This is a genomic window from Achromobacter spanius, assembly GCF_039673305.1.
Classification (GTDB): Bacteria; Pseudomonadota; Gammaproteobacteria; order Burkholderiales; family Burkholderiaceae_B; genus Achromobacter; species Achromobacter spanius_F.
Map to the genome: position 1 here is coordinate 200,225 of NZ_JBDJLJ010000001.1, position 23,663 is coordinate 223,887.

At 62.8% G+C, this 23,663-nt stretch carries 29 protein-coding genes; 21 read left to right on the plus strand and 8 right to left on the minus strand.

Going from position 1 to position 23,663, the window contains the following annotated elements; all coding sequences use genetic code 11:
- The first annotated feature begins 17 nt into the window (after positions 1 to 17).
- The 14 genes from fusA (at position 18) to ABE485_RS01015 (ending at position 9,657) form a co-directional block, all read left to right on the plus strand.
- Positions 18 to 2,120 (plus strand): elongation factor G, encoded by a 2,103-nt coding sequence (gene fusA, locus ABE485_RS00950; RefSeq protein ID WP_346512809.1) that lies wholly within the window; start codon positions 18 to 20, stop codon positions 2,118 to 2,120.
- A 77-nt stretch (positions 2,121 to 2,197) separates the two neighbouring features.
- Entirely contained in the window at positions 2,198 to 3,388 is a 1,191-nt protein-coding gene (tuf, locus tag ABE485_RS00955) for an elongation factor Tu (RefSeq protein ID WP_346512796.1), read from the plus strand.
- 74 nt (positions 3,389 to 3,462) lie between these two features.
- Complete coding sequence (rpsJ, locus tag ABE485_RS00960) at positions 3,463 to 3,774, plus strand: 30S ribosomal protein S10 (protein WP_003806903.1); 312 nt, start codon at positions 3,463 to 3,465, stop codon at positions 3,772 to 3,774.
- 413 nt (positions 3,775 to 4,187) lie between these two features.
- Positions 4,188 to 4,877: a 50S ribosomal protein L3 gene (gene rplC, locus ABE485_RS00965; protein ID WP_008168945.1), complete on the plus strand. Its 690-nt coding sequence runs from the start codon at positions 4,188 to 4,190 to the stop codon at positions 4,875 to 4,877.
- 4 nt (positions 4,878 to 4,881) lie between these two features.
- Positions 4,882 to 5,502, plus strand: a complete 621-nt coding sequence (rplD, locus tag ABE485_RS00970; RefSeq protein ID WP_129242249.1) for a 50S ribosomal protein L4 — start codon at positions 4,882 to 4,884, stop codon at positions 5,500 to 5,502.
- Positions 5,499 to 5,795 (plus strand): 50S ribosomal protein L23, encoded by a 297-nt coding sequence (gene rplW, locus ABE485_RS00975; RefSeq protein ID WP_006216557.1) that lies wholly within the window; start codon positions 5,499 to 5,501, stop codon positions 5,793 to 5,795. The genes rplD and rplW overlap by 4 nt, the downstream gene beginning before the upstream one ends.
- A complete protein-coding gene (gene rplB, locus ABE485_RS00980; protein ID WP_346512812.1) occupies positions 5,796 to 6,623 on the plus strand; it encodes a 50S ribosomal protein L2 in 828 nt (275 codons plus the stop codon).
- Between the two features lie 12 nt (positions 6,624 to 6,635).
- Positions 6,636 to 6,911, plus strand: a complete 276-nt coding sequence (gene rpsS / locus ABE485_RS00985; protein WP_006216555.1) for a 30S ribosomal protein S19 — start codon at positions 6,636 to 6,638, stop codon at positions 6,909 to 6,911.
- A gap of 3 nt (positions 6,912 to 6,914) precedes the next feature.
- Positions 6,915 to 7,244: a 50S ribosomal protein L22 gene (gene rplV / locus ABE485_RS00990; RefSeq protein ID WP_006227021.1), complete on the plus strand. Its 330-nt coding sequence runs from the start codon at positions 6,915 to 6,917 to the stop codon at positions 7,242 to 7,244.
- 9 nt (positions 7,245 to 7,253) lie between these two features.
- The gene (gene rpsC, locus ABE485_RS00995; RefSeq protein WP_056571007.1) at positions 7,254 to 8,045 is read left to right on the plus strand and encodes a 30S ribosomal protein S3; all 792 of its coding nucleotides are present in this window, start codon (positions 7,254 to 7,256) and stop codon (positions 8,043 to 8,045) included.
- Between the two features lie 2 nt (positions 8,046 to 8,047).
- Positions 8,048 to 8,464 (plus strand): 50S ribosomal protein L16, encoded by a 417-nt coding sequence (gene rplP / locus ABE485_RS01000; protein ID WP_006389610.1) that lies wholly within the window; start codon positions 8,048 to 8,050, stop codon positions 8,462 to 8,464.
- Between the two features lie 11 nt (positions 8,465 to 8,475).
- Positions 8,476 to 8,667 carry a 50S ribosomal protein L29 gene (gene rpmC / locus ABE485_RS01005; RefSeq protein WP_003806912.1) on the plus strand — a complete coding sequence of 64 codons (192 nt, stop codon included), beginning with the start codon at positions 8,476 to 8,478 and terminating at the stop codon, positions 8,665 to 8,667.
- A 2-nt stretch (positions 8,668 to 8,669) separates the two neighbouring features.
- Positions 8,670 to 8,951, plus strand: a complete 282-nt coding sequence (gene rpsQ / locus ABE485_RS01010) for a 30S ribosomal protein S17 (RefSeq protein ID WP_006216549.1) — start codon at positions 8,670 to 8,672, stop codon at positions 8,949 to 8,951.
- A 106-nt stretch (positions 8,952 to 9,057) separates the two neighbouring features.
- Complete coding sequence (locus ABE485_RS01015) at positions 9,058 to 9,657, plus strand: hypothetical protein (protein WP_346512814.1); 600 nt, start codon at positions 9,058 to 9,060, stop codon at positions 9,655 to 9,657.
- Here ABE485_RS01015 and ABE485_RS01020 read toward each other — a convergent pair.
- From ABE485_RS01020 to ABE485_RS01045, 6 genes are read right to left on the minus strand one after another with little or no spacing between them, the layout of a single operon-like run.
- Positions 9,654 to 10,760 carry a branched-chain amino acid ABC transporter permease gene (locus ABE485_RS01020; protein WP_346512815.1) on the minus strand — a complete coding sequence of 369 codons (1,107 nt, stop codon included), beginning with the start codon at positions 10,758 to 10,760 and terminating at the stop codon, positions 9,654 to 9,656. The two genes, ABE485_RS01015 and ABE485_RS01020, sit on opposite strands and share 4 nt — an antisense overlap.
- Positions 10,761 to 10,771: 11 nt before the next feature.
- A complete protein-coding gene (locus ABE485_RS01025; protein WP_346512816.1) occupies positions 10,772 to 11,782 on the minus strand; it encodes a branched-chain amino acid ABC transporter permease in 1,011 nt (336 codons plus the stop codon).
- The gene (locus tag ABE485_RS01030) at positions 11,779 to 12,531 is read right to left on the minus strand and encodes an ABC transporter ATP-binding protein (protein WP_346512818.1); all 753 of its coding nucleotides are present in this window, start codon (positions 12,529 to 12,531) and stop codon (positions 11,779 to 11,781) included. Before ABE485_RS01030 ends, ABE485_RS01025 begins: the two co-directional genes overlap by 4 nt.
- Positions 12,528 to 13,298 carry an ABC transporter ATP-binding protein gene (locus tag ABE485_RS01035; RefSeq protein WP_346512820.1) on the minus strand — a complete coding sequence of 257 codons (771 nt, stop codon included), beginning with the start codon at positions 13,296 to 13,298 and terminating at the stop codon, positions 12,528 to 12,530. The genes ABE485_RS01030 and ABE485_RS01035 overlap by 4 nt, the downstream gene beginning before the upstream one ends.
- A gap of 13 nt (positions 13,299 to 13,311) precedes the next feature.
- A complete protein-coding gene (locus ABE485_RS01040) occupies positions 13,312 to 14,484 on the minus strand; it encodes a substrate-binding domain-containing protein (protein WP_346512822.1) in 1,173 nt (390 codons plus the stop codon).
- Between the two features lie 15 nt (positions 14,485 to 14,499).
- Positions 14,500 to 15,393, minus strand: coding sequence for an alpha/beta fold hydrolase (locus tag ABE485_RS01045; RefSeq protein WP_346512824.1), 894 nt, complete (start codon positions 15,391 to 15,393; stop codon positions 14,500 to 14,502).
- A 158-nt stretch (positions 15,394 to 15,551) separates the two neighbouring features.
- Here ABE485_RS01045 and ABE485_RS01050 point away from each other — a divergent pair, with 158 nt between their 5' ends.
- Entirely contained in the window at positions 15,552 to 16,526 is a 975-nt protein-coding gene (locus ABE485_RS01050; protein ID WP_346512826.1) for a helix-turn-helix domain-containing protein, read from the plus strand.
- A 90-nt stretch (positions 16,527 to 16,616) separates the two neighbouring features.
- Here ABE485_RS01050 and ABE485_RS01055 read toward each other — a convergent pair whose 3' ends face one another.
- Together ABE485_RS01055 and ABE485_RS01060 are read right to left on the minus strand one after the other, a co-directional pair.
- Positions 16,617 to 18,779 (minus strand): metallophosphoesterase, encoded by a 2,163-nt coding sequence (locus ABE485_RS01055; RefSeq protein WP_346512828.1) that lies wholly within the window; start codon positions 18,777 to 18,779, stop codon positions 16,617 to 16,619.
- A gap of 187 nt (positions 18,780 to 18,966) precedes the next feature.
- Positions 18,967 to 20,394 carry an NAD-dependent succinate-semialdehyde dehydrogenase gene (locus ABE485_RS01060; protein ID WP_346512830.1) on the minus strand — a complete coding sequence of 476 codons (1,428 nt, stop codon included), beginning with the start codon at positions 20,392 to 20,394 and terminating at the stop codon, positions 18,967 to 18,969.
- Between the two features lie 191 nt (positions 20,395 to 20,585).
- On the opposite strand from ABE485_RS01060, the gene ABE485_RS01065 reads away from it, so the two are divergent.
- The 6 genes from ABE485_RS01065 (at position 20,586) to rpsH (ending at position 23,654) form a co-directional block, all read left to right on the plus strand.
- Positions 20,586 to 21,338, plus strand: a complete 753-nt coding sequence (locus tag ABE485_RS01065) for an aspartyl/asparaginyl beta-hydroxylase domain-containing protein (protein WP_346512832.1) — start codon at positions 20,586 to 20,588, stop codon at positions 21,336 to 21,338.
- Between the two features lie 339 nt (positions 21,339 to 21,677).
- Positions 21,678 to 22,046, plus strand: coding sequence for a 50S ribosomal protein L14 (gene rplN / locus ABE485_RS01070; RefSeq protein WP_006216531.1), 369 nt, complete (start codon positions 21,678 to 21,680; stop codon positions 22,044 to 22,046).
- Positions 22,047 to 22,057: 11 nt separating this feature from the next.
- Positions 22,058 to 22,378, plus strand: a complete 321-nt coding sequence (gene rplX / locus ABE485_RS01075; protein WP_006216530.1) for a 50S ribosomal protein L24 — start codon at positions 22,058 to 22,060, stop codon at positions 22,376 to 22,378.
- A 12-nt stretch (positions 22,379 to 22,390) separates the two neighbouring features.
- Positions 22,391 to 22,930 (plus strand): 50S ribosomal protein L5, encoded by a 540-nt coding sequence (gene rplE / locus ABE485_RS01080; RefSeq protein ID WP_008168978.1) that lies wholly within the window; start codon positions 22,391 to 22,393, stop codon positions 22,928 to 22,930.
- 12 nt (positions 22,931 to 22,942) lie between these two features.
- Positions 22,943 to 23,248, plus strand: a complete 306-nt coding sequence (gene rpsN / locus ABE485_RS01085; RefSeq protein WP_006227037.1) for a 30S ribosomal protein S14 — start codon at positions 22,943 to 22,945, stop codon at positions 23,246 to 23,248.
- A 10-nt stretch (positions 23,249 to 23,258) separates the two neighbouring features.
- Positions 23,259 to 23,654 carry a 30S ribosomal protein S8 gene (gene rpsH / locus ABE485_RS01090; RefSeq protein ID WP_346512835.1) on the plus strand — a complete coding sequence of 132 codons (396 nt, stop codon included), beginning with the start codon at positions 23,259 to 23,261 and terminating at the stop codon, positions 23,652 to 23,654.
- Positions 23,655 to 23,663: the final 9 nt, after the last annotated feature.

The window sequence follows — 23,663 nt, forward strand, 5'->3', positions numbered from 1 at the left end:
TTAAGGACTAATCCACCATGGCCCGCAAAACCCCGATCGAGCGCTATCGCAACATTGGTATCTCTGCGCACATCGATGCAGGGAAAACCACCACGACCGAACGTATCCTGTTCTACACCGGCGTCAATCACAAGATTGGCGAAGTGCATGATGGCGCAGCCACCATGGACTGGATGGAGCAAGAGCAAGAGCGTGGCATCACCATTACGTCGGCTGCTACGACGGCGTTTTGGCGTGGCATGGCCGGCAACTACCCCGAGCACCGCATCAACATCATCGACACCCCGGGACACGTGGACTTCACCATTGAGGTGGAACGTTCCATGCGCGTGCTGGACGGTGCTTGCATGGTCTACTGCGCGGTGGGCGGTGTTCAGCCCCAGTCCGAAACCGTGTGGCGTCAAGCCAACAAGTACGGCGTGCCGCGTCTGGCCTTCGTCAACAAGATGGACCGCACTGGCGCCAACTTCTTCAAGGTCTATGACCAGCTGAAGAACCGCCTGCGCGCCAATCCCGTGCCGATCGTCATTCCCATTGGCGCCGAAGACACGTTCCAAGGCGTGGTCGACCTGGTCAAGATGAAGGCGATCATCTGGGACGAAGCCAGCCAAGGCACCAAGTTCGACTACAAGGACGTTCCGGCCGAGTTGGAAGGTCTGGCGAACGAATGGCGCGAGAAGCTGGTTGAAGCCGCCGCCGAGTCGTCGGAAGAGCTGATGAACAAGTACCTGGAAACGGGTTCCTTGGAAGAAGCCGAAATCAACCTGGCCATCCGCCAGCGCACCATCGCCGGCGAAATCCAGCCGATGCTGTGCGGCACCGCCTTCAAGAACAAGGGCGTGCAGCGCATGCTGGACGCGGTCATCGACTACCTGCCTTCGCCCGTGGACATTCCCCCGGTCGACGGTCAGGACGACGATGGCAACGCCATCAAGCGCAATGCCGACGACGGCGAGAAGTTCTCGGCTCTGGCATTCAAGCTGATGAGCGATCCGTTCGTGGGTCAATTGACCTTCGTGCGTGTGTACTCGGGCGTCCTGAAGTCGGGCGATACGGTCTACAACCCCATCAAGGGCAAGAAGGAACGTATCGGCCGCATTCTGCAGATGCACGCGAACAACCGCGAAGAAATCAAGGAAGTGTTGGCGGGCGACATCGCCGCCGTGGTCGGCCTGAAGGACGTGACCACCGGCGAAACGCTGTGCGACATCGACTCCCACATCCTGCTCGAACGCATGATTTTCCCGGAGCCCGTGATTTCGCAGGCCGTCGAACCCAAGTCGAAGGCTGACCAGGAAAAGATGGGTCTGGCGCTGTCGCGTCTGGCTCAGGAAGATCCGTCGTTCCGCGTGCGCAGCGACGAAGAATCCGGCCAAACCATCATTTCCGGCATGGGCGAGCTTCACCTGGAAATTCTGGTCGACCGCATGAAGCGTGAGTTCGGCGTTGAAGCCAACGTCGGCAAGCCGCAAGTGGCCTACCGTGAAACCATCCGCAAGACCTGCGAAGAAGTCGAAGGCAAATTCGTCAAGCAGTCGGGCGGTCGTGGTCAGTACGGTCACGTGGTGCTGAAGGTCGAGCCCCTGGCTCCTGGCGGCGGCTACGAATTCGTGGACGCCATCAAGGGCGGTGTGGTTCCTCGCGAATACATCCCCGCGGTGGACAAGGGCATCCAGGAAACGCTGCCTTCGGGCATCCTGGCCGGCTACCCGGTCGTGGACGTCAAGGTCACGCTGTTCTTCGGTTCGTACCACGACGTGGACTCGAACGAAAACGCGTTCAAGATGGCCGGCTCGATGGCATTCAAGGAAGGCATGCGCAAGGCTAGCCCCGTGCTGCTGGAACCGATGATGGCCGTTGAAGTCGAAACGCCCGAAGACTACGCTGGCACCGTGATGGGCGATCTGTCCTCGCGTCGCGGCATGGTTCAAGGCATGGACGACATGGTTGGCGGCGGCAAGACCATCAAGGCCGAAGTGCCCCTGGCCGAGATGTTCGGTTACGCCACGAACCTGCGTTCGCTGACGCAAGGCCGTGCCACGTACACGATGGAATTCAAGCATTACTCCGAGGCCCCCAAGAACGTCGCTGACGAAGTCATCGCCGCTCGGGCCAAGTAAATAACCCTTGCCAGGTCCGCCCAGTCGGGCGGCCCTGGCAGAAATCAAGTTTCCTTGAAAGTCAAAGGATAGAGATCATGGCAAAAGGCAAGTTTGAACGTACCAAGCCGCACGTGAACGTGGGTACGATTGGTCACGTTGACCACGGCAAAACGACGTTGACGGCGGCGATCACGACCGTTCTGTCGAACAAGTTTGGCGGCGAAGCCAAGGGCTACGACCAGATCGATGCGACTCCTGAAGAAAAGGCTCGCGGCATCACGATCAACACGGCTCACGTCGAGTACGAAACGGAAGCGCGTCACTACGCGCACGTTGACTGCCCGGGCCACGCTGACTATGTGAAGAACATGATCACGGGCGCCGCGCAAATGGACGGCGCGATCCTGGTCGTGTCGGCCGCTGACGGCCCGATGCCGCAAACGCGTGAACACATCCTGCTGAGCCGCCAGGTTGGCGTGCCGTACATCATCGTCTTCCTGAACAAGGCTGACATGGTTGACGACGCCGAGCTGCTCGAGCTGGTGGAAATGGAAGTTCGCGAACTGCTGTCCAAGTACGACTTCCCGGGCGACGACACCCCGATCGTGAAGGGTTCGGCCAAGCTGGCGCTGGAAGGCGACAAGGGCGAACTGGGCGAGCAGGCCATCATGGCCCTGGCCGCTGCGCTGGATTCGTACATCCCGACGCCTGAGCGTGCCGTTGACGGCGCGTTCCTGATGCCGGTTGAAGACGTGTTCTCGATCTCGGGTCGCGGCACCGTGGTGACCGGCCGTATCGAACGCGGCATCATCAAGGTCGGCGAAGAAATCGAAATCGTCGGTCTGGTTCCGACGGTCAAGACGACCTGCACCGGCGTGGAAATGTTCCGCAAGCTGCTGGACCAAGGTCAAGCCGGCGACAACGTGGGCATCCTGCTGCGCGGCACCAAGCGTGAAGACGTCCAGCGCGGCCAAGTTCTGGCCAAGCCGGGCTCGATCACCCCGCACACGGACTTCACGTCCGAGGTCTACATCCTGTCCAAGGAAGAAGGCGGCCGTCACACCCCGTTCTTCCAGGGCTATCGTCCCCAGTTCTACTTCCGCACGACGGACGTGACGGGCACGATCGAACTGCCGGCCGACAAAGAAATGGTCCTGCCGGGCGACAACGTTGCCATGACCGTCAAGCTGCTGGCTCCGATCGCCATGGAAGAAGGTCTGCGTTTCGCCATCCGTGAAGGCGGTCGTACCGTCGGCGCCGGCGTCGTCGCCAAGATCCTGAAGTAATTCGGATCCGTTAAGCAGCACCCAACCAGCGAGGGCGTGATCCCGCCCTCGCATCTCGTTCTTTAGGAAACGCCATGAAAAACCAAAAGATCCGTATCCGCTTGAAAGCCTTCGATTACAAGCTGATCGATCAATCGGCCGCTGAAATCGTCGACACCGCCAAGCGTACGGGCGCTGTTGTCCGCGGCCCGGTGCCGCTGCCCACGCGTATCCGTCGCTACGACGTTCTGCGTTCGCCGCACGTCAACAAGACCTCGCGCGACCAGTTCGAAATCCGTACCCATCAGCGCCTGATGGACATCGTTGATCCCACCGACAAGACCGTTGACGCCCTGATGCGTCTGGACCTGCCGGCCGGCGTCGACGTCGAGATCGCACTGCAGTAATGACCCCCGGACCTGCTACCTTCGCCGGCAGGTTCGCAAAAGATGGCCGCACTCCCCAGGGATTGCGGCCATTTTTTTTGGCGCGCCAAGGCGTCGACGCCAACTGTGTTAGCGGGCGCTCACTGTCTGCGTAGCGGTTGACAGTCTGCCGCCGTCCGCGCACGGGGCTCGGACCGTGGCAAAAACGCCCGCACCAGGCATGCTCGAATGGGCTAAGTGCTTGTACTGCCTGAAAAAAACATGCTAATATGCGAAGCTTGCCATTTTGTGGCAAGTCTGACTATGGACAAAGCGCAGGCCGTTTGCTTTTTTGGTGGCCCGTCTTAGTCCAGGTTGAACATAGTCGTAGGGCAAAGGCCGTTACCTTTTGCCTGATTAGCCCCGACCAATCGCAGTCGGGAATGGAGAAAACGATGTCGAATTCGACACCCACGCCCGCCGCTCACCGGCTGGGGCTGGTGGGTCGCAAGGTCGGCATGACCCGCATTTTTACCGAGGAAGGTGAATCCATCCCGGTGACCGTGCTGGACGTGTCTAACAACCGCGTGACCCAAGTTAAGTCGCTGGAAACCGACGGCTACGCCGCGATCCAGGTGGCTTATGGCACTCGTCGTGCCTCGCGTGTGGCTCAGCCGCAAACGGGCCACTATGCCAAGGCCGGCGCTGAAGCCGGTAGCATCCTCAAAGAATTCCGCCTTGATCCCGCTCGCGCCGCTGAATTTGCGGCCGGTTCCGTGATCGCCGTGGAATCCGTGTTCGAAGCCGGCCAACAGGTCGACGTCACGGGCACGACCATTGGTAAAGGCTTTGCCGGTACCATCAAGCGTCACAACTTCGGCTCGCAGCGCGCTTCGCACGGTAACTCCCGTTCGCACCGCGTTCCCGGCTCGATTGGTCAGGCACAAGATCCGGGTCGTATTTTCCCGGGTAAGCGCATGGCTGGTCACCTGGGTGATGTCACCCGCACCGTTCAAAACCTCGACGTCGTTCGCGTTGACGTTGAGCGCGGCCTGCTGCTGGTCAAGGGCGCTGTCCCCGGCCACGCTGGCGCCGACATCGTCGTGCGCCCGGCCATCAAGGCCCCGGCCAAGAAGGGAGCGTAAGTAAATGGATCTCAAGCTCCTGAACGACCAAGGTCAGGCTGCCGCTACGTTCAGCGCGCCCGACACTATCTTCGGCCGCGACTTCAACGAAGCGCTGATTCATCAGATCGTGGTGGCTTTCCAAGCCAATGCCCGTGCCGGCAACCGCGCTCAGAAGGATCGTGCTGAAGTCAAGCACTCGACCAAGAAGCCCTGGCGCCAGAAGGGTACCGGCCGCGCTCGCGCCGGTATGACTTCGTCGCCGCTGTGGCGTGGCGGTGGTCGGACTTTCCCGAACTCGCCCGAAGAGAACTTCAGCCAGAAGGTCAACAAGAAGATGTACCGCGCCGGGATCCGCTCGATCCTGTCGCAGCTGGCTCGCGAAGACCGCATCGCCGTCGTCGAATCGTTCGATCTGGAATCGCCCAAGACCAAGGCTGCCGCTGCAAAGCTGAAGAGCCTGGGCCTGGACTCGGTCCTGATCATCACCGACAGCGTTGATGAAAATGTTTACCTCGCCACCCGCAACCTGCCGCACGTTGCTGTTGTCGAGCCCCGTTATGCCGATCCGTTGTCGCTGGTCCACTACAAGAAAGTGCTGATCACCAAGCCGGCCATCGCTCAACTCGAGGAGATGCTGGGATGAACGCTGAACGCTTGATGCAAGTCATTCTGGCTCCGATCGTGACCGAAAAGGCCACGTTCGTCGCTGAGAAGAATCAGCAAGTCGCTTTCCGTGTCGTGGCTGATGCTACCAAGCCGGAAATCAAGGCTGCCGTCGAACTGCTCTTCAAGGTGCAGGTCGAGTCCGTGCAGGTCCTCAACCGTAAGGGCAAAGTCAAGCGCTTTGGCCGATTCGTTGGCCGTCGCCGTAATGAGCGCAAGGCTTACGTGTCGCTCAAGGACGGCCAGGAAATCGACTTTGCGGAGGTGAAGTAAATGGCCCTCGTAAAAGTTAAGCCGACTTCGGCTGGCCGCCGTGGCATGGTGAAGGTTGTCAGCCCGAACCTGCACAAGGGTGAGCCCTACGCGCCGCTGCTCGAAAAGAAGACCCGTGGTTCTGGCCGTAACAACAACGGTCACATCACGATCCGCCACCGTGGCGGTGGTCACAAGCAGCACTACCGTGTCGTCGACTTCCGTCGCGACAAGGACGGCATCCCGGCAAAGGTCGAGCGTCTGGAATATGACCCCAACCGTACGGCGCACATCGCTCTGCTGTGCTACGCCGACGGCGAACGTCGTTACATCATCGCTCCGCGTGGTCTGGAAGTCGGTTCCACCGTGCTGTCGGGCACTGAAGCTCCGATTCGCGCTGGCAACACGCTGCCGATCCGCAACATCCCGGTGGGTACGACGATTCACTGCGTCGAAATGCTGCCTGGCAAGGGTGCCCAGATGGTCCGCTCGGCTGGCGCTTCCGCCGTCCTGCTGGCTCGCGAAGGCATCTACGCTCAAGTGCGTCTGCGCTCGGGTGAAGTCCGCCGTGTGCACATCGAATGCCGTGCCACCATCGGTGAGGTCGGTAACGAAGAACACAGCCTGCGCCAAATCGGCAAGGCCGGTGCAATGCGTTGGCGCGGTGTCCGCCCGACCGTTCGTGGCGTTGCCATGAACCCGGTGGATCACCCGCACGGTGGCGGCGAAGGCCGTACCGGTGAAGCACGCGAGCCGGTCAGCCCGTGGGGCACTCCGTCGAAGGGTTTCAAGACCCGTCGCAACAAGCGGACGAACAATATGATCGTCCAACGGCGCAAGCGCAAGTAAGAGGCGAACACTATGTCACGTTCGATCAAGAAAGGCCCGTTTGTCGATGCTCACCTGATCAAAAAGGTGGACACGGCCGTTGCGGGCAAAGACAAGAAGCCGATCAAGACCTGGTCGCGTCGTTCCACGATCCTGCCCGAGTTCATCGGTCTGACGATCGCTGTGCACAACGGCAAGCAGCATGTTCCCGTGTACATCAACGAGAACATGGTCGGTCACAAGCTGGGCGAGTTCGCGCTGACCCGTACGTTCAAGGGTCACGCCGCGGACAAGAAGGCGAAGAGGTAAGCGATGGAAACTACTGCCATTATCCGTGGGGTTCACATCTCCGCACAGAAGACCCGTCTGGTTGCGGACCTGATCCGCGGTCAGAAGGTCGGCCGTGCGCTGGAGATCCTCACCTTCTCGCCGAAGAAGGCTGCCGTCATCCTGAAGAAGGCTGTCGAGTCCGCCATCGCCAACGCCGAGCACAACGACGGCGCCGATATCGACGAACTGAAAGTCACCACGATTTTTGTGGACAAGGCTCAGTCGATGAAGCGCTTCTCCGCTCGCGCCAAGGGCCGCGGCAACCGTATCGAGAAGCAGACCTGCCACATCACGGTCAAGGTCGGAGCTTAAGGAGTCACGATGGGTCAGAAAATTCACCCCACTGGGTTCCGTCTCGCGGTCACCCGTAATTGGTCCTCGCGTTGGTTCGCCGACGACAAGGCCTTCGGCACGATGCTTGCCGAAGACATTCGCGTTCGCGAGTACCTGAAGAAGAAGCTCAAGAGCGCCTCCGTTGGTCGCGTGATCATCGAGCGTCCCGCCAAGAATGCCCGCATCACCGTCTACTCGGCTCGTCCGGGCGTGGTGATCGGCAAGCGCGGCGAAGACATCGAAAGCCTGAAGGCTGATCTGCAGCGCCTGATGGGCGTGCCCGTGCACGTCAACATCGAAGAAATCCGCAAGCCGGAAACCGATGCTCAACTGATCGCCGATTCGATCTCGCAACAGCTCGAGAAGCGCATCATGTTCCGTCGCGCCATGAAGCGCGCGATGCAGAACGCCATGCGTCTGGGTGCCCAAGGCATCAAGATCATGAGCTCGGGCCGTCTGAACGGTATCGAAATTGCTCGCACCGAGTGGTATCGCGAAGGCCGTGTGCCGCTGCACACCCTCAAGGCCAACATCGACTACGGCACCTCCGAAGCCCACACCACGTACGGCGTGATCGGCATCAAGGTCTGGGTCTACAAGGGCGATATGCTGGCCAACGGCGAATTGCCGCCGGAAACCGCAGCCCCGCGTGAAGAAGAACGTCGTCCGCGCCGCGCTCCGCGTGGCGATCGTCCGGACGGTGCTCGCACCGGTCGTCCGGGTGGTCGTGGCCGCGCTCCCCGCAAGGCGGATGCTGCTCCGGCGCCTGAAGGAGAATAACCATGCTGCAACCCTCTCGCAGAAAGTATCGCAAAGAGCAGAAGGGCCGCAACACCGGTCTGGCGACCCGTGGCACCCACGTGTCGTTCGGCGAGTTCGGCCTGAAGGCCACGGGCCGTGGCCGTCTGACCGCTCGTCAGATCGAAGCTGCTCGTCGCGCCATCAATCGTCACATCAAGCGTGGCGGCCGTATCTGGATCCGCATTTTCCCGGATAAGCCCATCTCGCAGAAGCCTGCCGAAGTCCGTATGGGTAACGGTAAGGGCAACCCGGAGTACTGGGTTGCTGAAATTCAGCCCGGCAAGGTGCTCTACGAAATGGAAGGGGTTAGCGAAGAGCTCGCGCGTGAAGCTTTCCGCCTGGCCGCTGCCAAGCTGCCGATTTCGACCACGTTCGTCGCGCGTCATATCGGTGCTTAAGGAGTACTAACATGAAAGCTAGCGAACTCCGTTCGAAAGACGCCGCCGAGCTCGGCAAAGAGCTCGAAAGCCTGCTGAAGGCACAATTCGGTCTGCGTATGCAGAAGGCCACGCAGCAACTGGCCAACACCAGCCAGCTGCGCAACGTGCGTCGCGACATTGCGCGCGTTCGTACCTTGCTGACCGAGAAGGCAGGGAAATAAAGATGAGCGAAACTCAAAACACCCAAGTGGCCAAGCGCCAGCGCACGCTGGTTGGCAAGGTCGTCAGCAACAAGATGGACAAGACTGTCGTGGTTCTGGTTGAACGCCGCGTCAAGCACCCCATCTTCGGCAAGATCATCATGCGCTCCGCGAAGTACAAGGCGCACGATGAATCGAACCAGTACAACGAAGGCGATACGGTTGAAATCGCTGAAGGCCGTCCCATCTCGCGCTCGAAGTCGTGGCGCGTGGTGCGTCTGGTTGAAGCCGCACGTATCATCTAAGTGAAAGCAGGGCATCGGAACGGTTCGCCGTTCTGATATAAAGCGGCAAGGGCTAATCCCCTTGCCGTTTTTTTTCGTCGTTCGCCTGCGGCGAAGCAGAGGAAACATGCACCGGTTCATGAAATTCCGTCGATTGGCCTGGCTTGTCGCCTGTGGCTTTGCGATGGCGAACACCGCGGCGCTGGCCCAGGACCAGGCGGCGGCGACGTCGCGTTCCCAGGCAACAGAGCCGCACGTCGGCGCGGCGTCGCAACCTGGCAATGGCGTTGCGACGCCGGACGCCGCCGCGACACCGGCGGCTGCTTCGGATCCCGCGTCGATCGGCCATGCCGTGCTGAATGCGGGTCCGGACCCGCGCGTCAATCTGGACGGACTGTCGCGCGATCACGCGGCGATCTTCGGATCCGACGATCCGGATGAACGGGCGCTGCTCGACCAGGAGCGCGCGCTGCAGGCGCAACGCGATCAGTTGCGGGTGCTGGAGCGCGTGCTGAACGCGACGCCGCAGGGCAGGGACCCACAGCCCCCGGCCATGATTCCCCTGACCTCCGGTGCGCCCATGAATATGCCCAGGCTGGCGCCGACGCCATCCGGGTCTCAACTGGATCAGGCGGGAGGCAATTCGCGCCAGAGCATTGATGAGATGCAGCGCCGCGTCAACGCGCTGCGGCGCGATGCGGATGCGTTGAGGCAGGGCGGGCGTTAGGGCAGGCCGTGGGATTTCGGATGCGCGGAGCGTCCGACGGGGCGTCGCGCGAACTCCCGCAGCCATCCTGCGATGCCTGTGGGAAAGTAATACACCGACAGCACGAACAGGATGCCCAGCCACAACAGCCAGCGGTCCGGCTCGAACAGCAGGGCCAAAGGCGCGACGCCAGACACGACCTCGTGCACGGCGTGCAGCCCGTCCTGCAGGTAGCTCTGCGCGAACACGAAGAGGCTCGCGCCAATTACCGCGCCGTACATGGTTCCCATGCCGCCGATCACCACCATCAGCAGGATGTTGAGCATGATCTCGAACGACAAGGTCGTATCCGGGCCGTTGTAACGCAGCCATAACGCGTACATCGCACCGGCCAGCGTCGCGAAGGCGGCCGCCAGAAGATTCGACAGGCTGCGGTACAGCACGGTCCGATAGCCAATGGCTTCGGCGCGGAACGGGTTTTCGCGGATGGCCTGCAGCACGCGGCCGAATGGGGAGTTCACGATGCGCAACAACATCAGGAATAGGACCACACAGACCGCGGCAATCAGGTAGTAGGTGATGATGCGCCCGTCGACAGTCACGCCGAACAAGGGTTCCGACAAGGGGCGAAAGGCGGGCCGCAGCATCTGCGGCACCTTGAAATTCAGGCCGTCCTCGCCGCCCGTCAGGTCTGAGAGCTGCGAAACCAGTGTCTGGAAGGCGGCGGCCACGGCCAATGTGATCATGGCGTAGAAGATGGCGCGCACCCGCAGGCTCGCAAGACCGATCAGCAAGGCAAACGCCAGCGAAACGGCCAGCCCGCCCGCCACCCCCGCGAACACCGCGGTCCACCCTGGTTCCATGCGCATGCTGGCAATCGCCACGCCATAAGCGCCTATTCCGAAGAACATGGTGTGCGCGAAACTCACGATGCCGGTGTACCCCAGCAGCAGGTCATAGCTGGCAACCAGAATGATGAAGACAAGAATCTTCGCGGCCACGGCCAGCGCCTTCGGGCCCGGAAACAGGAACGGTGCCGCGGCCAAGGCGGCCACGATCGCCATGAGCAGCAGCGCCAGGATCGCGCTGCGCGGAGGGTCGCCGGAAAGCAGGCGAAACGACATGTCGACGGCTCCTAGCGGTTCGTGACGGGATACACGCCTTGCGGGCGCCACAGCAGAATGGCGACCATCAGCGCGATGTTCGAGAACAGGGCTGCCTTGGGCAGCAGGAAACCCGTGTAGTTGGCCATCAGGCCGACCAGCAGCGCGCCGATGAGGCAGCCAACGGTCGAGCCAAGTCCGCCGATCATGATGACGATGAAGATCAGCACGTTCACCTGGGCCCCCAGCTGCGGCACGATGGACTGCTGGTACATGCCCCACAACACGCCGCCCAATCCCGCCAGCATCGAACCCGCGACGAACACGCCCACGAAAAGATGGCGGATCCGGTAGCCCAGGCTCTCGACCATCTCGCGGTCTTCGACGCCCGCGCGGATCAGCAGGCCCAGCTTGGTGCGGTTCAACACCCACAGCATGCCGCCCAGCACCAGCACGCCCACCAACAGGGCCACGACGCGGTATTTCTCGATGGCGGCATCGCCCAGCAGGAAGGCACCACGCAGCGACTCCGGCAGCGGCAGCGTGATCGTCTGCGGGCCCCACATCATCTTGATGATCTCTTCGCCGATGATCATGCCGCCCATCGTGATGAGGATCTGCTTCAGATGCTGGCCGTAGACGGGCCGCACGATCACGCGTTCAAACGCCAGGCCAACCGCGCCGGCCACCAGCATGCCCACGATCATCGCGGGCAGCACCGCGACAAGGTTGGCCCACAGGCTGCCGGACTGCGTCCAGTCGGCCATGGAGCCCAGGACGGTGGCCGCCATGTAGGCGCCTATCGCGATGAAAAGGCCATGCCCGAAATTCAGCACGTCCATCAGGCCGAAGACCAGCGTCATTCCCGATGCGACGATGAAGATGATCATTCCCATCGCCAGACCGGCAAAGGTCAGTGTGACCCAGGTGGAGAATGACCCGACCAGCGGCAGGGCGATGGCGGCCAGCGCCAGCACCAGCAGCACGGGCAGCAGATCGGTGCGCGCACGGGGCAGCGGAGCGTCGATGTCGAGCGTACTCATTGGTGGCTTCCCAGTGACAGGCCCAGCAGGCGTGTCTGCAGTGCGTCGTCCGCCGCCAGGTCTTCCATGGCGCCGGCATGCACGACCTTGCCGTTGTCCATGACGGCGGCGTAATCGCCGACACGGCGGGCGAAATTGAAGTTCTGCTCGACCAGCAGGATGGTCGTGCCGGTTTGCTTGAGCTCGATGAAGGCGTCGATCATGTTCTGAATGATGGCCGGCGCCAGCCCCTTGCTGGGTTCATCCACCAGCAGCAGGCGGCGCGGCTCGATGATCGCGCGCGCCATGGCCAGCATCTGCTTTTGCCCGCCGGATAGTTTGCCGGCGGGATGCAGCCAGAACTTCCGCAGCGCCGGAAAGAAGCCGAATATCCACTCCAGCCGCGCGGTATCCAGATGATTGGCATTCCGTGCGCTGCGTGCCGCAAGCAGGATGTTCTCCTTCACGGAAAGGTCGCCGAAGATGCCCATGTTCTCGGGCACGTATGCCATGCCCATGCGCGCCATGTCGGGCGGCGACGTGCGCGCGCCGGGCCCCCCGATCGCTGCGCCGTCGAAAGTCACCTGGCCTTGCGAGGCGCGCCATAGCCCCATGATCGTACGCAATGTGGTGGTCTTGCCTGCGCCATTCCTGCCGAGCAACATGGTGACGGCGCAAGGCGCAACGCTGAGGTCCACGCCATGCAGGATGTGATACGCGCCGATATGCGTATGCACGTCCTTCAAATCCAGAAGCGGGGGCGGCGTCATGCAGCCTTCTCCGGCGGGCTCACGCCCAGGTAGGCCTGCTGGACGATGGGCGACGCGATGACGGTGGCGGGGTCGCCGTCCGCCATCAACTGGCCGTTGTGCAGCACGACGATACGGTCGGCAAGCTCGCGGACGACATCCATCTTGTGCTCCACGAGCAGGATGATCTTCGAGGGATCGGTCTTCAGTTCGCGGATCAGGTCCAGCACGACGGGAACGTCGTCCACGCTCATGCCGGCGGTGGGTTCGTCAAACATGAACACCTTCGGCTCCAGTCCGATAAGCATGGCGATCTCCAGCTTGCGCTGATCGCCATGCGGCAGGTCCGCCGCAGCCTGATCACGGCGGGCCGTGAGCCGGGTGCGATCGAGCAGGGCGTCGGCACGCTCCATGAGGCCGCGGTCATCGTCCCAGGTGCGCCAGAAGCGGATCTGCCGCCAGCTCATTCCTTGTTGGCGCGACTGCAGCGCGAGCCGGACGTTTTCGTGCACGCTCAGGCGCGGGAACAGCTGCGTCAGCTGGAACGCGCGCCCCAGCCCCGCGTGCATGCGGGCCGGTGCGGCCAGCGAGGTAAGGTCCCGTCCGTCCAGGCGCACCGTGCCGGCGCTTGCGCGCAACTGGCCGGAGATGAGATTGAAGTACGTGGTCTTGCCCGCGCCGTTCGGGCCGACGATGGCTGTCAGGCTGCCAGGCGCGTAGGCGCAGCTGACATCGTTGACAGCCACGTGTCCGCCGAACCGGATCGTGAGCGATTGTGTTTCCAGCATGGGAGGCGCCGGATCAACGCTTGTTCTGGATCGGAACCGCCATCTGGTCGGGCGTGATTTCCTTGACCAGGTCCTGCACCGCCCAAGGCACGGACGGATCGTTCTTGATCCGGAAGTGGTACATGGACTGCATGGCTTGGTGATCCTCGGGGCGGAAGGTCATCTTGCCCTTGGGGGTGTCAAAGCTCATGCCTTCCATGGCCTTGATCAGCTTGTCGGTGTCCGAGTCGCCGGCAGTCTTGTTCAAGGCCGCCACGATGGCGATGCCGGATGCCATGCCGCCGGCCGTGAAGAAGTCGGGCGGCTGGCCAAAGCGCTTCTGGTGTTCCGCGACGAGCCAGTCATTGACCGGATTCTTGGGGATCCCGTAGTAGTAATAGGTGGCGCCTTCCATGCCGGCCAGCGACTTGAGCGGCGTCATCGCGGTCAGCGTGTTGCCGCCCGTGGCGATCTCGATGCCGTACCGCTTGGGATCCAGGTCGGCGATCTTGAACGGGTTGCCCGCGCCCGCCCAGAGGATGAAGATGATCTTGCGGCCCGGCTTGTCCTTCAGCGCGTCGAACAGGCGCTGCGCGCCCGCGGTGAAGTCGGTGGCGTTGGCGGGCAGGTACTCCTCGTGCACGATCTTGGCATTCTTGAGCGCGCCCTTGAAGGCCTTGACGCCATCGCGGCCGAACGCATAGTCCTGCGCAAGCATGGCGATCGACGTGCCGGCCTGGTCGAAGGCCACGGCGTTGGCGATGGCGTCCTGGGACGAGTTGCGGCCGGTGCGGAAGATGTACTTGTTCCACTTTTCGCCGGTGATCGAATCCGCGACCGCGGGCTCCACCAGCAGGATCTTTTCGTACTCCTCGGCGATCGGCAGCATGGCCAGCGCCACGCCCGAGGACGTGGGGCCCACCGCGATGTCCGCGTTGTCGTCGGCGTAGGCCGAGGCCAGCTGCGCGCGGGCCACGTCGGGCTTGCCCTGGTTGTCCTTTTCGATGACGCGGATCTTGCGGCCGGCCACCGTCATGGTGCCCTGGGTGGCGTATTCCAGGCCCAGCATCAGCCCGTTCTGGGTCTGTTTGGCATAGGCCTCCAGCGGTCCCGTCTTGTCGTAGACATGCGCCACGACAAGGTCTTTGGCGGCGGCCCCGGAACTCATGCACAGGCTGGCCAGCGCGGCGAGCAGAACGCGTTTCATGAAAGTCTCCTGTTGTCAGTGGGCGTACGCGGCCGTGTCGTCCGGCCTGGCAAGGAATTGGCGGATGGGGTCGATCTGGGCCGGCACATTCAAGGCGGGGGCGTGGCCGCAGTCGGGAAAGTCGATGCGTTGGGCGCGAGGGCCGCGTTCGGTCATCGCATGGGCGACCTCGGGCAGGAGGAGGTCGGAGTCGGCGCCGCGAAGCAGCAGCAACGGCATGCGCAGCGAGTCGTAGCCGCTCCAGCGGTCATAGTCGCCGGGGTGGTGGCTGAACTGCCCCACGATGGCGGGGTCGTAGTGCGTGGTGACACGGCCGTCGGGCAGCCGGCGCACCGAGGTCTCGGCCATCCTGCGCCATTGTTCGTCGCTTTGCCAGCCGTAGGGCTTGTAGGCGGCGCGCAGCCAGGTTTCCAGTTGCGTGACCGTATCGAACGCCGGCGGATTGCCGGCATAGGCAAGGATGCGCTCGATGGCGGGCTGCGGCAGTTCGGGTCCGATGTCGTTGACCACCAGATGCGAGATCCGGTCACGCAGGGTGGTGGCCGCCGCATGCATGCCGGTCGCGCCGCCCATGGACGTACCCACCCAGCGTACGCGCGCGAGCGACAGGCCATCCAGCAGGGCGCGGGCCAGCTCGGCGTAGAAATCCAGCCGGTATTCGGCTTTCGGGTCCGGGCTCCACTGGGACAGGCCGCGCCCGATCGTGTCCGGACAGATGATTCGGTAGTCGCCGGCCAGCGACTGCGCCAGCTCGTCAAAGTCGCGGCCCGTGCGGGCCAGGCCATGCCACATGACGATCGGGGGCGCATCGGCGGCGCCCCATTCCGTGTAGTGCAGCTCGCGGCCCGCGCAGCGCAGGTAGCGCGACACCGGCGTGGGGCGGGGGGCCGCCTCGCTTGCCTGAGCCATGAGTCTCCTCCCGGGTTGTCCAGGTTGTGTGCTTATCGGGCTGAATATAGACTTGCGGCAGGCGCCTTCACAACGCGCCATCCGCCCCAGAGCAGGGTGAGTCAAGAATATGTAGACGCAAGATCAATTTGCGCACCCGTGCACCAGGAGACCGTGCCATGCCCGATACGCAATTCGCCATTTCGGCCAGCGCCGGCGCCGACCGGCGCGATCAGTGGCGCGCGGCGCTGTCCGATGCCTTCGGGCCGTTCGAGGTGCATGGCGGGAAACCCGACCATTTCGCAGGCCACGTGCGCTATGCGCGCCGCGCCAGCCTGCAGTTCAACGATCTGCACTATCAGGGCCAGCAGCTTGAACGCACCGCGGGCAATGTGTCTCGCCTGGACCAGGAGTTCTACACATTTGGACTGCCGCTTGCAGGCCCGCTGGCAGTGCGCCAGCAGGGACGGGAATTCCAGGTGGAACCGGGTTGCGTGTACCTGATGAACCAGAGCCTGCCTTACCAGGCGACGGCGCAGGGTGCGGCCGGTTACCGCAGTCTGAGCGTGTCGTTTCCGCGCAGCGCCTTGTCGCAACGCGATTCGCGCGTCGGCGCCTTCTACAAGCTGCGCATCGACGACGGGTCGCCTCGCGGGGCGCTGCTGGCCGGTTACATGGATCACCTGTTCAAGGGGATGGACGCCTGGTCCGACGCCGAGGCCGCCGAACTGGGCGAGCGGCTCATCGACCTCATCGTCCTGTTCCTGGTGCAGCCCGGGCAGGGGCAGGTGTCGGAAGCCGACAGCAGCGTCACGGTGGCGCATCGCGCACGCGTCCTTGCGTACATCCGCCAGCATCTTGCGGATCCCGACCTGGCGCCGTCGCAGGTTGCACAGGGCTGCGGCGTGTCGGTGGCCTATCTGCACCGTATCCTGCGCGCGGGCGGCCTGTCGGTGGAATCGTTCATCTTCGAGCTGCGGCTGGAGAAGTGCCGCGAATTGCTGCTGGATGCGCGGCATCGCCATCGCAGCATCGCGGAGCTGGCTTACCAGGTGGGCTTTTCCCATCCGTCGCATTTCAGCCGGCTGTTCAAGCAGCGCTTCGGCATGACGCCGCGGGACCTGCGCGCGGGCGGCAGGGCGACGCAAGCCTGACCGGTCCACCCGCGGTAAAACCGGAGAGCCAAATCGAAACGGCCCGCCTTGTCGGCGGGCCGTCGGCCTTTCAAGTCGAACGTACCCGGCCTAGAACGGCGAGGGCTGGCTCGACAGGTTGACGATGCTGTTGGTCGTCAGGTCCAGCCGGATATGCTCCGACGGCGCGCCGTTCGCCAGCTTGAGCATGATCGCCATCAGCGGCTTGAAGCGCGCCTTGAACAGGTCGGCGGGCGTATTGGCGTTGCTGACGCTGTTGCCGTTCATTTGCACGGCGGCGTTGGTGTGGCTCAAGGCCTGCGCCAGCAGCTTGTACTGGTTGGCGCGTTGGGCCGGAATGTCCGCGAACGCCAGATCGCCCGCGTTGGCCAGGCGCACGAAATCGCCCGCCATCTCCAGGGCCGTCCATTGCGCAAAGTCCGACAGCTGCATGCCATTGGCCTGGGCCAGGGCCTGGGCGCGAGTCTGGGCATCTGCCGCATCCGCGGCATAGGCCGCATTGCTGGCGCCGCTGCCGCCGCCGTCCGACAGGCAGGCAAAGAACGCCGGCGTCAGGTTGTTCTGGTTGCCGGTGTTTGCCAGCTCCTTGAGCGTCACGGTTGTCTGCAGTTGCGACAGGGCGAGCAGGTCGGCGCCCGTCAGGGGACTCTTCACCAGCTCGCGCATCTCGCAGCGCCAGTCGTCGTTGAGCAGGCGCAGGCGCACCAGTTCGCTCATGTAGCGGTAGGTGAAGTCGCCGTAATCCTTGGCGTCCAGGATGGACACGTCCCAGCGCGGCGGCACGTCGTAGGCGTTCTCGGCCCGGTAGAGGTCGAACAGCTCGTCGAAGCGCGGCACCTTGTCCAACCGGATGGTCTGGACTTCGATCTCCTCCGCGCTTTGCAGCGTCATGAGCTTGTATGCGGGCACGTAGGCCGCCATGGAGGGCGCCTGGATATTGAACAGCGCGTGGTCCCCGCCGTAGTTGCGCAAGGCCATGTCGTTGAAGTGCATGTGGCCGCCCACATGCACCTTCAAGCCGGTCTCGGCCAGGGCGCGGGTGGTGTTTTCCGCCGGGCGGCGGATCATCTGCATCTTGTTCGCGCCCAGCAGCGCCTCGATGTCGTCCGACGCGCCGTTGAAGAACTCCGACATCGGGAAGTGGCTGAAGGCGATGACCTGCTTGCCCTGCGCCTTGCCGCGGGCCACGACGTCGGCCAGCCACTTGATGACGTGGCTCTTGTGGGTGAGCATCTTGTTATAGCCCTGGTCGCCGGAGCCGGTGAAGTCGTTCGCGCCGGGACCGGTCGGCACATAGACGTTGGCGTCCAGGCCCACCAGCCACACGCCCTTCACGGGTTCGACCACGTAGGACGTGTCGGGCACCATCTTGCACAGGGTGTAGTTTTGCGGCTTGTCCGGGCCGCCGGTGCCTTCGGCGCAGATCTCGTACTGGCGATTCGTCCAATTGGCCTGCGCCAATGCGGTTGCGTGGTCGTAGTCTTCGTACTTGTAGGTGCTGTACGGGGTCTCGTAGTACAGGTTCTCCGGCTGGGGCATGAAGCCGTGCCGCTCCAGTACGCCGGTGATCCCGGCGTAGCCCATGTGCAGCACTTCCTCGGTGCAATACGTATTTCCTATGCGGGCCCAGTCGCCGCTGTAGGGCGCGGTGCACGCGTTGGCGCCGCGGCTGTAGATCGGCTGCGAAAAGCCGATCACGCCCGTCACGGGGTCCAGTCCCAGATAGTCGCTTTTGCCGGCCGGCTGGTTGAATGGGCGGTTGGGATCATGGTTGCCAGGCGCGGCGAAGAACTGGATGCCGTGCTTCTTCGAATACTCGTCCATGATCTTGACCAGGCCGCGCATGTGCACGGGTTGGCCGTCATCCGAGAAGTCGCCCGGCAGCGCGATGTATTTCACGCCGCGCTTCACGGCGTCGTCCAGCGCGGCAAGGAACGCGAAGTAGTTTTCGTTGAACAGGCGCGTGGACGTCAGCTGCGCGTACATCGTCCGGATGGTGGCGTTGTCGCCGGCCTTCGGATTGGGAATGCCCGGGAACGAGCCATCCTTGAAATCGGCGTAGACGTCATGGAAGTGGATGTCAGGCATGAACGCCACCTGCACGGGGGCGGGCGGCTGGGCGGGCGTCTCCGTCGCCGGGGGCGCTTCGGCCACCGGGGGCTTGTCGTCGTCCTTGTCGCCGCCGCAGGCGGCGAGCAGGGCAACAAGAAGCATGGAGCCGGCGGCTCGGGCGTAGCGTGAATGGGGCGTCATCGGGGAGGGATTCCTGGAACCGTTTTGCTGCGGCAGCCGTTCCTCCTTTCCGGGGTCAGCTGCCTGTAAGCGGGGGCCAATGCTCACCGACGCGGATGACACCTTTATGAATCGAATTCGAGCCGCGTACTCGCGGGCAAGAAAAAAGCCCCGCGAGCGGGGCTTTGCCGGGATGCAGGCGTGGGGGTCAGATGTGCGTGATGAACTTCGTGACCAGATAGCCTTCGAACGTTTCCGTTCCGCCTTCGCTTCCGATGCCGCTGTCCTTGATGCCGCCGAACGGCGTCTCGGCCAGCGCGCTGCCGAAATGGTTGATGTTGACCATGCCGGCCTCCAGGCCGTTGGAGACCTTGGTCGCCGTCTTGAGCGAGTTCGTGAACACGTAGGACGACAGGCCGAAGGGCAGGCTGTTTGCGCGGCGCAGCACTTCATCGGTGTCGGTGAAGCGCACGACGGGCGCGACCGGGCCGAAGGGTTCTTCGGTCATCAGCATGGAGTTGTCCGGCAGATCCGTGACGACCGTCGGGGCGAAGAAGAAGCCCTTGCGGTCCAGAGGGCCGCCACCCACCACCACCTTGGCGCCGTGCTTGCGGGCGTCGTCGATGAAGGCGCTCATGGCGGGCACGCGGCGCTCGTGCGCCAGCGGACCCATTTCGGTGCCGGCTTCCAGGCCGTCGCCGACCTTGATGTTCTTCAGCACGTCCGAGAACTTGGCCAGGAACTGTTCGTATGCGCCGTCCTGCACATAGAACCGGGTGGGCGACACGCAGACCTGGCCGGCGTTGCGCACCTTGAACTTGGCCAGCATTTCGGCGGCGCGGTCGATGTCGGCGTCGTCGAACACCAGCACGGGCGAATGGCCGCCCAATTCCATGGTGACGCGCTTCATGTGGGCGCCGGCCAGCGCGGCCAGCTGCTTGCCCACCGGCACGGAGCCGGTGAAGGACACCTTGCGCACGATCGGCGAACGGATCAGGTAGTCGGAGATCTTGGCCGGCTCGCCCCAGACAATGTTCAGGCAGCCCTTGGGCAGGCCCGCATCGTGGAACATGCGCGCAATCGCCATGACGGCGCTGGGCGAATCCTCGGGACCCTTGAGCACCACGGTGCAGCCGGCGCCGATCGCGGCGGCGATCTTGCGGATCGCCTGGTTGTACGGGAAGTTCCAGGGCGTAAAGGCGGCGCAGACGCCGATGGGCTCACGCACCACGATCTGGCGGACATCAGGATTGCGGGGCTGGATCACGCGGCCATAGATCCGGCGGCACTCTTCAGCGTGCCAGTCGGCATGCTCGGCGCAGGACGTGACTTCGCCCACGGCTTCGGCCAGGGGCTTGCCCTGGTCCAGGGTCATGTTGCGGCCAATTTCCTTGGCGCGCTCGCGCGACAGCGTGGCGACCTTGCGCAGGATGGCCGAGCGGTCCATGGGCGAGGATTTCTTCCACGATTCGAAGGCGCGCTGGGCTGCGGCAAGCGCGCGATCCAGGTCCGCTTCCGTGGCGTGGGGCAGCTGGCCGAGTACTTCGAGCGTGGCCGGATTGATGACGTCCTGGGTGCGCCTGCCCTCGCCGGCGACGAATTCGCCGTCGATATACAGCGCCAACTGTTCATACATGCCTGTCGTTCCTTGCGAAATAGGAGTGGATGGCGACCGCGGTCGCCCACGGCAGTCTAAACCAGCTTCCCGCGCGCCGGGAGGACCACTCCCGGGTGCGGACTTGGGGCCAATGGATTGCCTGGAAGCTTGCGCGCGCGCCGCGCCATGGACAAAATGGGGAATCTTCGGCTGTCCCCCGTCTACCTATCGTGCAACCCGTCGATGCGCGTCCGGCCGCCAAGCCCAGTATCTATTCCCGGGTGTTCTTCCGGTTCATCGACTGGCTGCGCCAGCGCATCGCGCAGGCCTCGCTGGTGGGAGACAAGCCCATATTCGACAGCAGCCAGTTTCCCTGGATTGCCGCCCTGGAAGATCGGGCGCCGGGCATCCGGGCTGAACTGGCCGAGCTGCTGGCCGACCGCCAGCAATTGCCGGCATTTCACGAGATTTCGCCGGACGTGGGCATGATCACATCCGACGACCAATGGAAGACCTTTGTCTTCATGGGCTATGGCTTGCGTTCCGAGCGCAACCTGGCGCGCTGCCCGGCCACCGCGCGGGCGCTGCAGGATATCCCCGGCCTGCGCACCGCCTTCTTCTCGATTCTCGAAGCCGGCAAGCGCATACCGCTGCACACGGGGCCGTATAACGGCGTGCTCCGTCTGCACCTGGGCCTGGTCGTGCCGCAGCCCCCGGAGCGGTGCTGGATCGAGGTGGGCGGGGAACGCTACAGCTGGCGGGAAGGGCAGGCGGTCGTCTTCGACGACCTATATCCGCATCAGGTGCACAACGACACCGACGGACTGCGGGCCGTGCTGTTCGTGGACTTCGAGCGCCCCTGCCGCGCTCCTGTAAAATGGCTCAATCGCCTGGTGCTCATGGCCGCGCCGTTCACGGACGAAATCCGCCGCGGCAAGGCCAATCATGACGCCTGGGAGAAGGGCTACTACCGCCAGAAATAGGGGCGGATGGCCCGCAAAACGCACCCTTTGTCAGCGGGTGTGGTGTTTTTCGCGCGACTCCAACAAAGTGCTTGCGCTCAAAATTTAACCACGTTAGAATTATCAGCTTTCCCAGATTGTCGATTCATCTAGCCGAACGTTAGGTGAGCGCGTCGGGGGGAATACCCGCAGGATTTCAACCCAGGGTCGTTGCGTTGCCAACCAGTTGCTGGTCCAGATGTCGTGGACTTGCCGACAAAAAGCAGGGCGGCTGACCTGACGGGACCAAAACTGGCAGGAATTGCAGTGTTCCCTTGTTGGGAAAACCGTATTTCCAGTTAAGTTGGAACAGGAAAAATCATGATCCAAATGCAGACCACGCTGGACGTGGCCGATAACACTGGTGCGCGTCATGTCATGTGCATTAAGGTGCTCGGTGGCTCCAAGCGCCGTTATGCCGGTATCGGCGACATCATCAAGGTGAGCGTCAAAGATGCGGCTCCGCGCGGACGCGTCAAGAAAGGCGAAATTTACAATGCCGTGGTGGTTCGTACCGCCAAGGGCGTGCGCCGTAAAGACGGTTCGCTGATTCGTTTCGGTGGCAATGCCGCCGTGTTGCTCAACGCCAAGCTGGAGCCCATCGGCACCCGCATCTTCGGACCCGTTACGCGTGAACTGCGTACCGAGAAGTTCATGAAGATCGTGTCGTTGGCCCCGGAAGTGCTGTAAGGAGCCCTACGATGAACAACATTCGTAAAGGCGACGAAGTCATCGTCCTGACCGGCCGCGACAAGAAGCGTCGCGGTACCGTGCTGGCCCGCGTTGACGCCGACCACGTCCTGGTCGAAGGCGTCAATGTTGCCAAGAAGCACGTGAAAGCCAACCCGATGGCTAACAACCCGGGCGGGATTGTCGAAAAGACCATGCCGATCCACATCTCGAATGTGGCGCTCTTCAACCCCGCAACCGGTCGTGGCGACCGCGTGGGCGTTCAAGAAGTCGACGGTCGCAAGGTCCGCGTGTTCCGTTCCAATGGTGCCGTTGTCGGCGCCAAGGCGTAAGGGGCGATAGACATGTCTCGTTTGCAAGATTTCTACAAGAGCAAGGTCGCTGGCGACCTGCAGGCCAAGTTTGGCTACAAGAGCGCAATGGAAGTGCCGCGCATCACCAAGATCACCCTGAACATGGGCGTCTCGGAAGCGGTCTCCGACAAGAAAGTCATTGAACACGCTGTGTCGGATCTGACCAAGATCGCCGGCCAGAAGCCTGTCGTGACGAAGACCAAGAAGGCTATCGCCGGTTTCAAGATCCGCGAAAACTACCCGATTGGTTGCATGGTCACGCTGCGTGGTCAACGCATGTACGAATTCCTGGATCGCCTGGTGGCGGTTGCGCTGCCTCGCGTGCGCGACTTCCGCGGTATCTCGGGTCGTGCGTTCGACGGCCGTGGCAACTACAACATCGGGGTGAAAGAGCAGATCATTTTCCCCGAAATCGAGTACGACAAGATCGACGCGCTGCGTGGGCTGAACATCAGCATCACCACCTCCGCGAAGACCGACGAAGAAGCCAAGGCGCTGTTGACGGCCTTCAGCTTCCCGTTCCGTAACTAAGGGGCTGATGACGTGGCTAAACTTTCCCTCATCAATCGCGACATCAAGCGCGCCAAGCTGGCTGACAAGTTCGCTGCCAAGCGCGCTGAGTTGAAGTCGATCATTGACGACCAGTCGAAGACCGACGAAGAACGTTACCAAGCTCGGCTCAAGCTGCAACAGCTGCCGCGCAATGCCAACCCGACGCGTCAACGTAACCGTTGCGTGGTCACCGGTCGTCCTCGCGGTGTGTTCCGCAAGTTCGGCCTGACGCGCCACAAACTGCGTGAAATGGCGATGAAGGGCGAAATCCCCGGCATCACCAAGGCCAGCTGGTAGGAGAAACAATATGAGCATGAGCGATCCCATCGCCGATATGCTGACCCGCATTCGCAATGCGCAGCAAGTGGACAAAGTTACGGTGAACATGCCCTCCTCGAAGCTGAAGGCGGCCATTGCCGCTGTGCTGAAGGACGAAGGCTACATCGACAGCTTTGAAGTCAAGGGTTCCCAGGCCAAGCCTGAACTCGAGATCACCCTGAAGTACTACGCTGGCCGTCCGGTTATCGAGCGCATCGAACGCGTTTCGCGCCCTGGTCTGCGTATCTACAAGGGCCGTACCAGCATTCCTCAGGTCATGAACGGCCTGGGCGTGGCTATCGTTTCGACCTCGCGCGGCGTCATGACCGACCGTAAGGCTCGCGCCAACGGCGTCGGCGGCGAAGTGCTGTGCTACGTGGCCTAAGGAGAAATT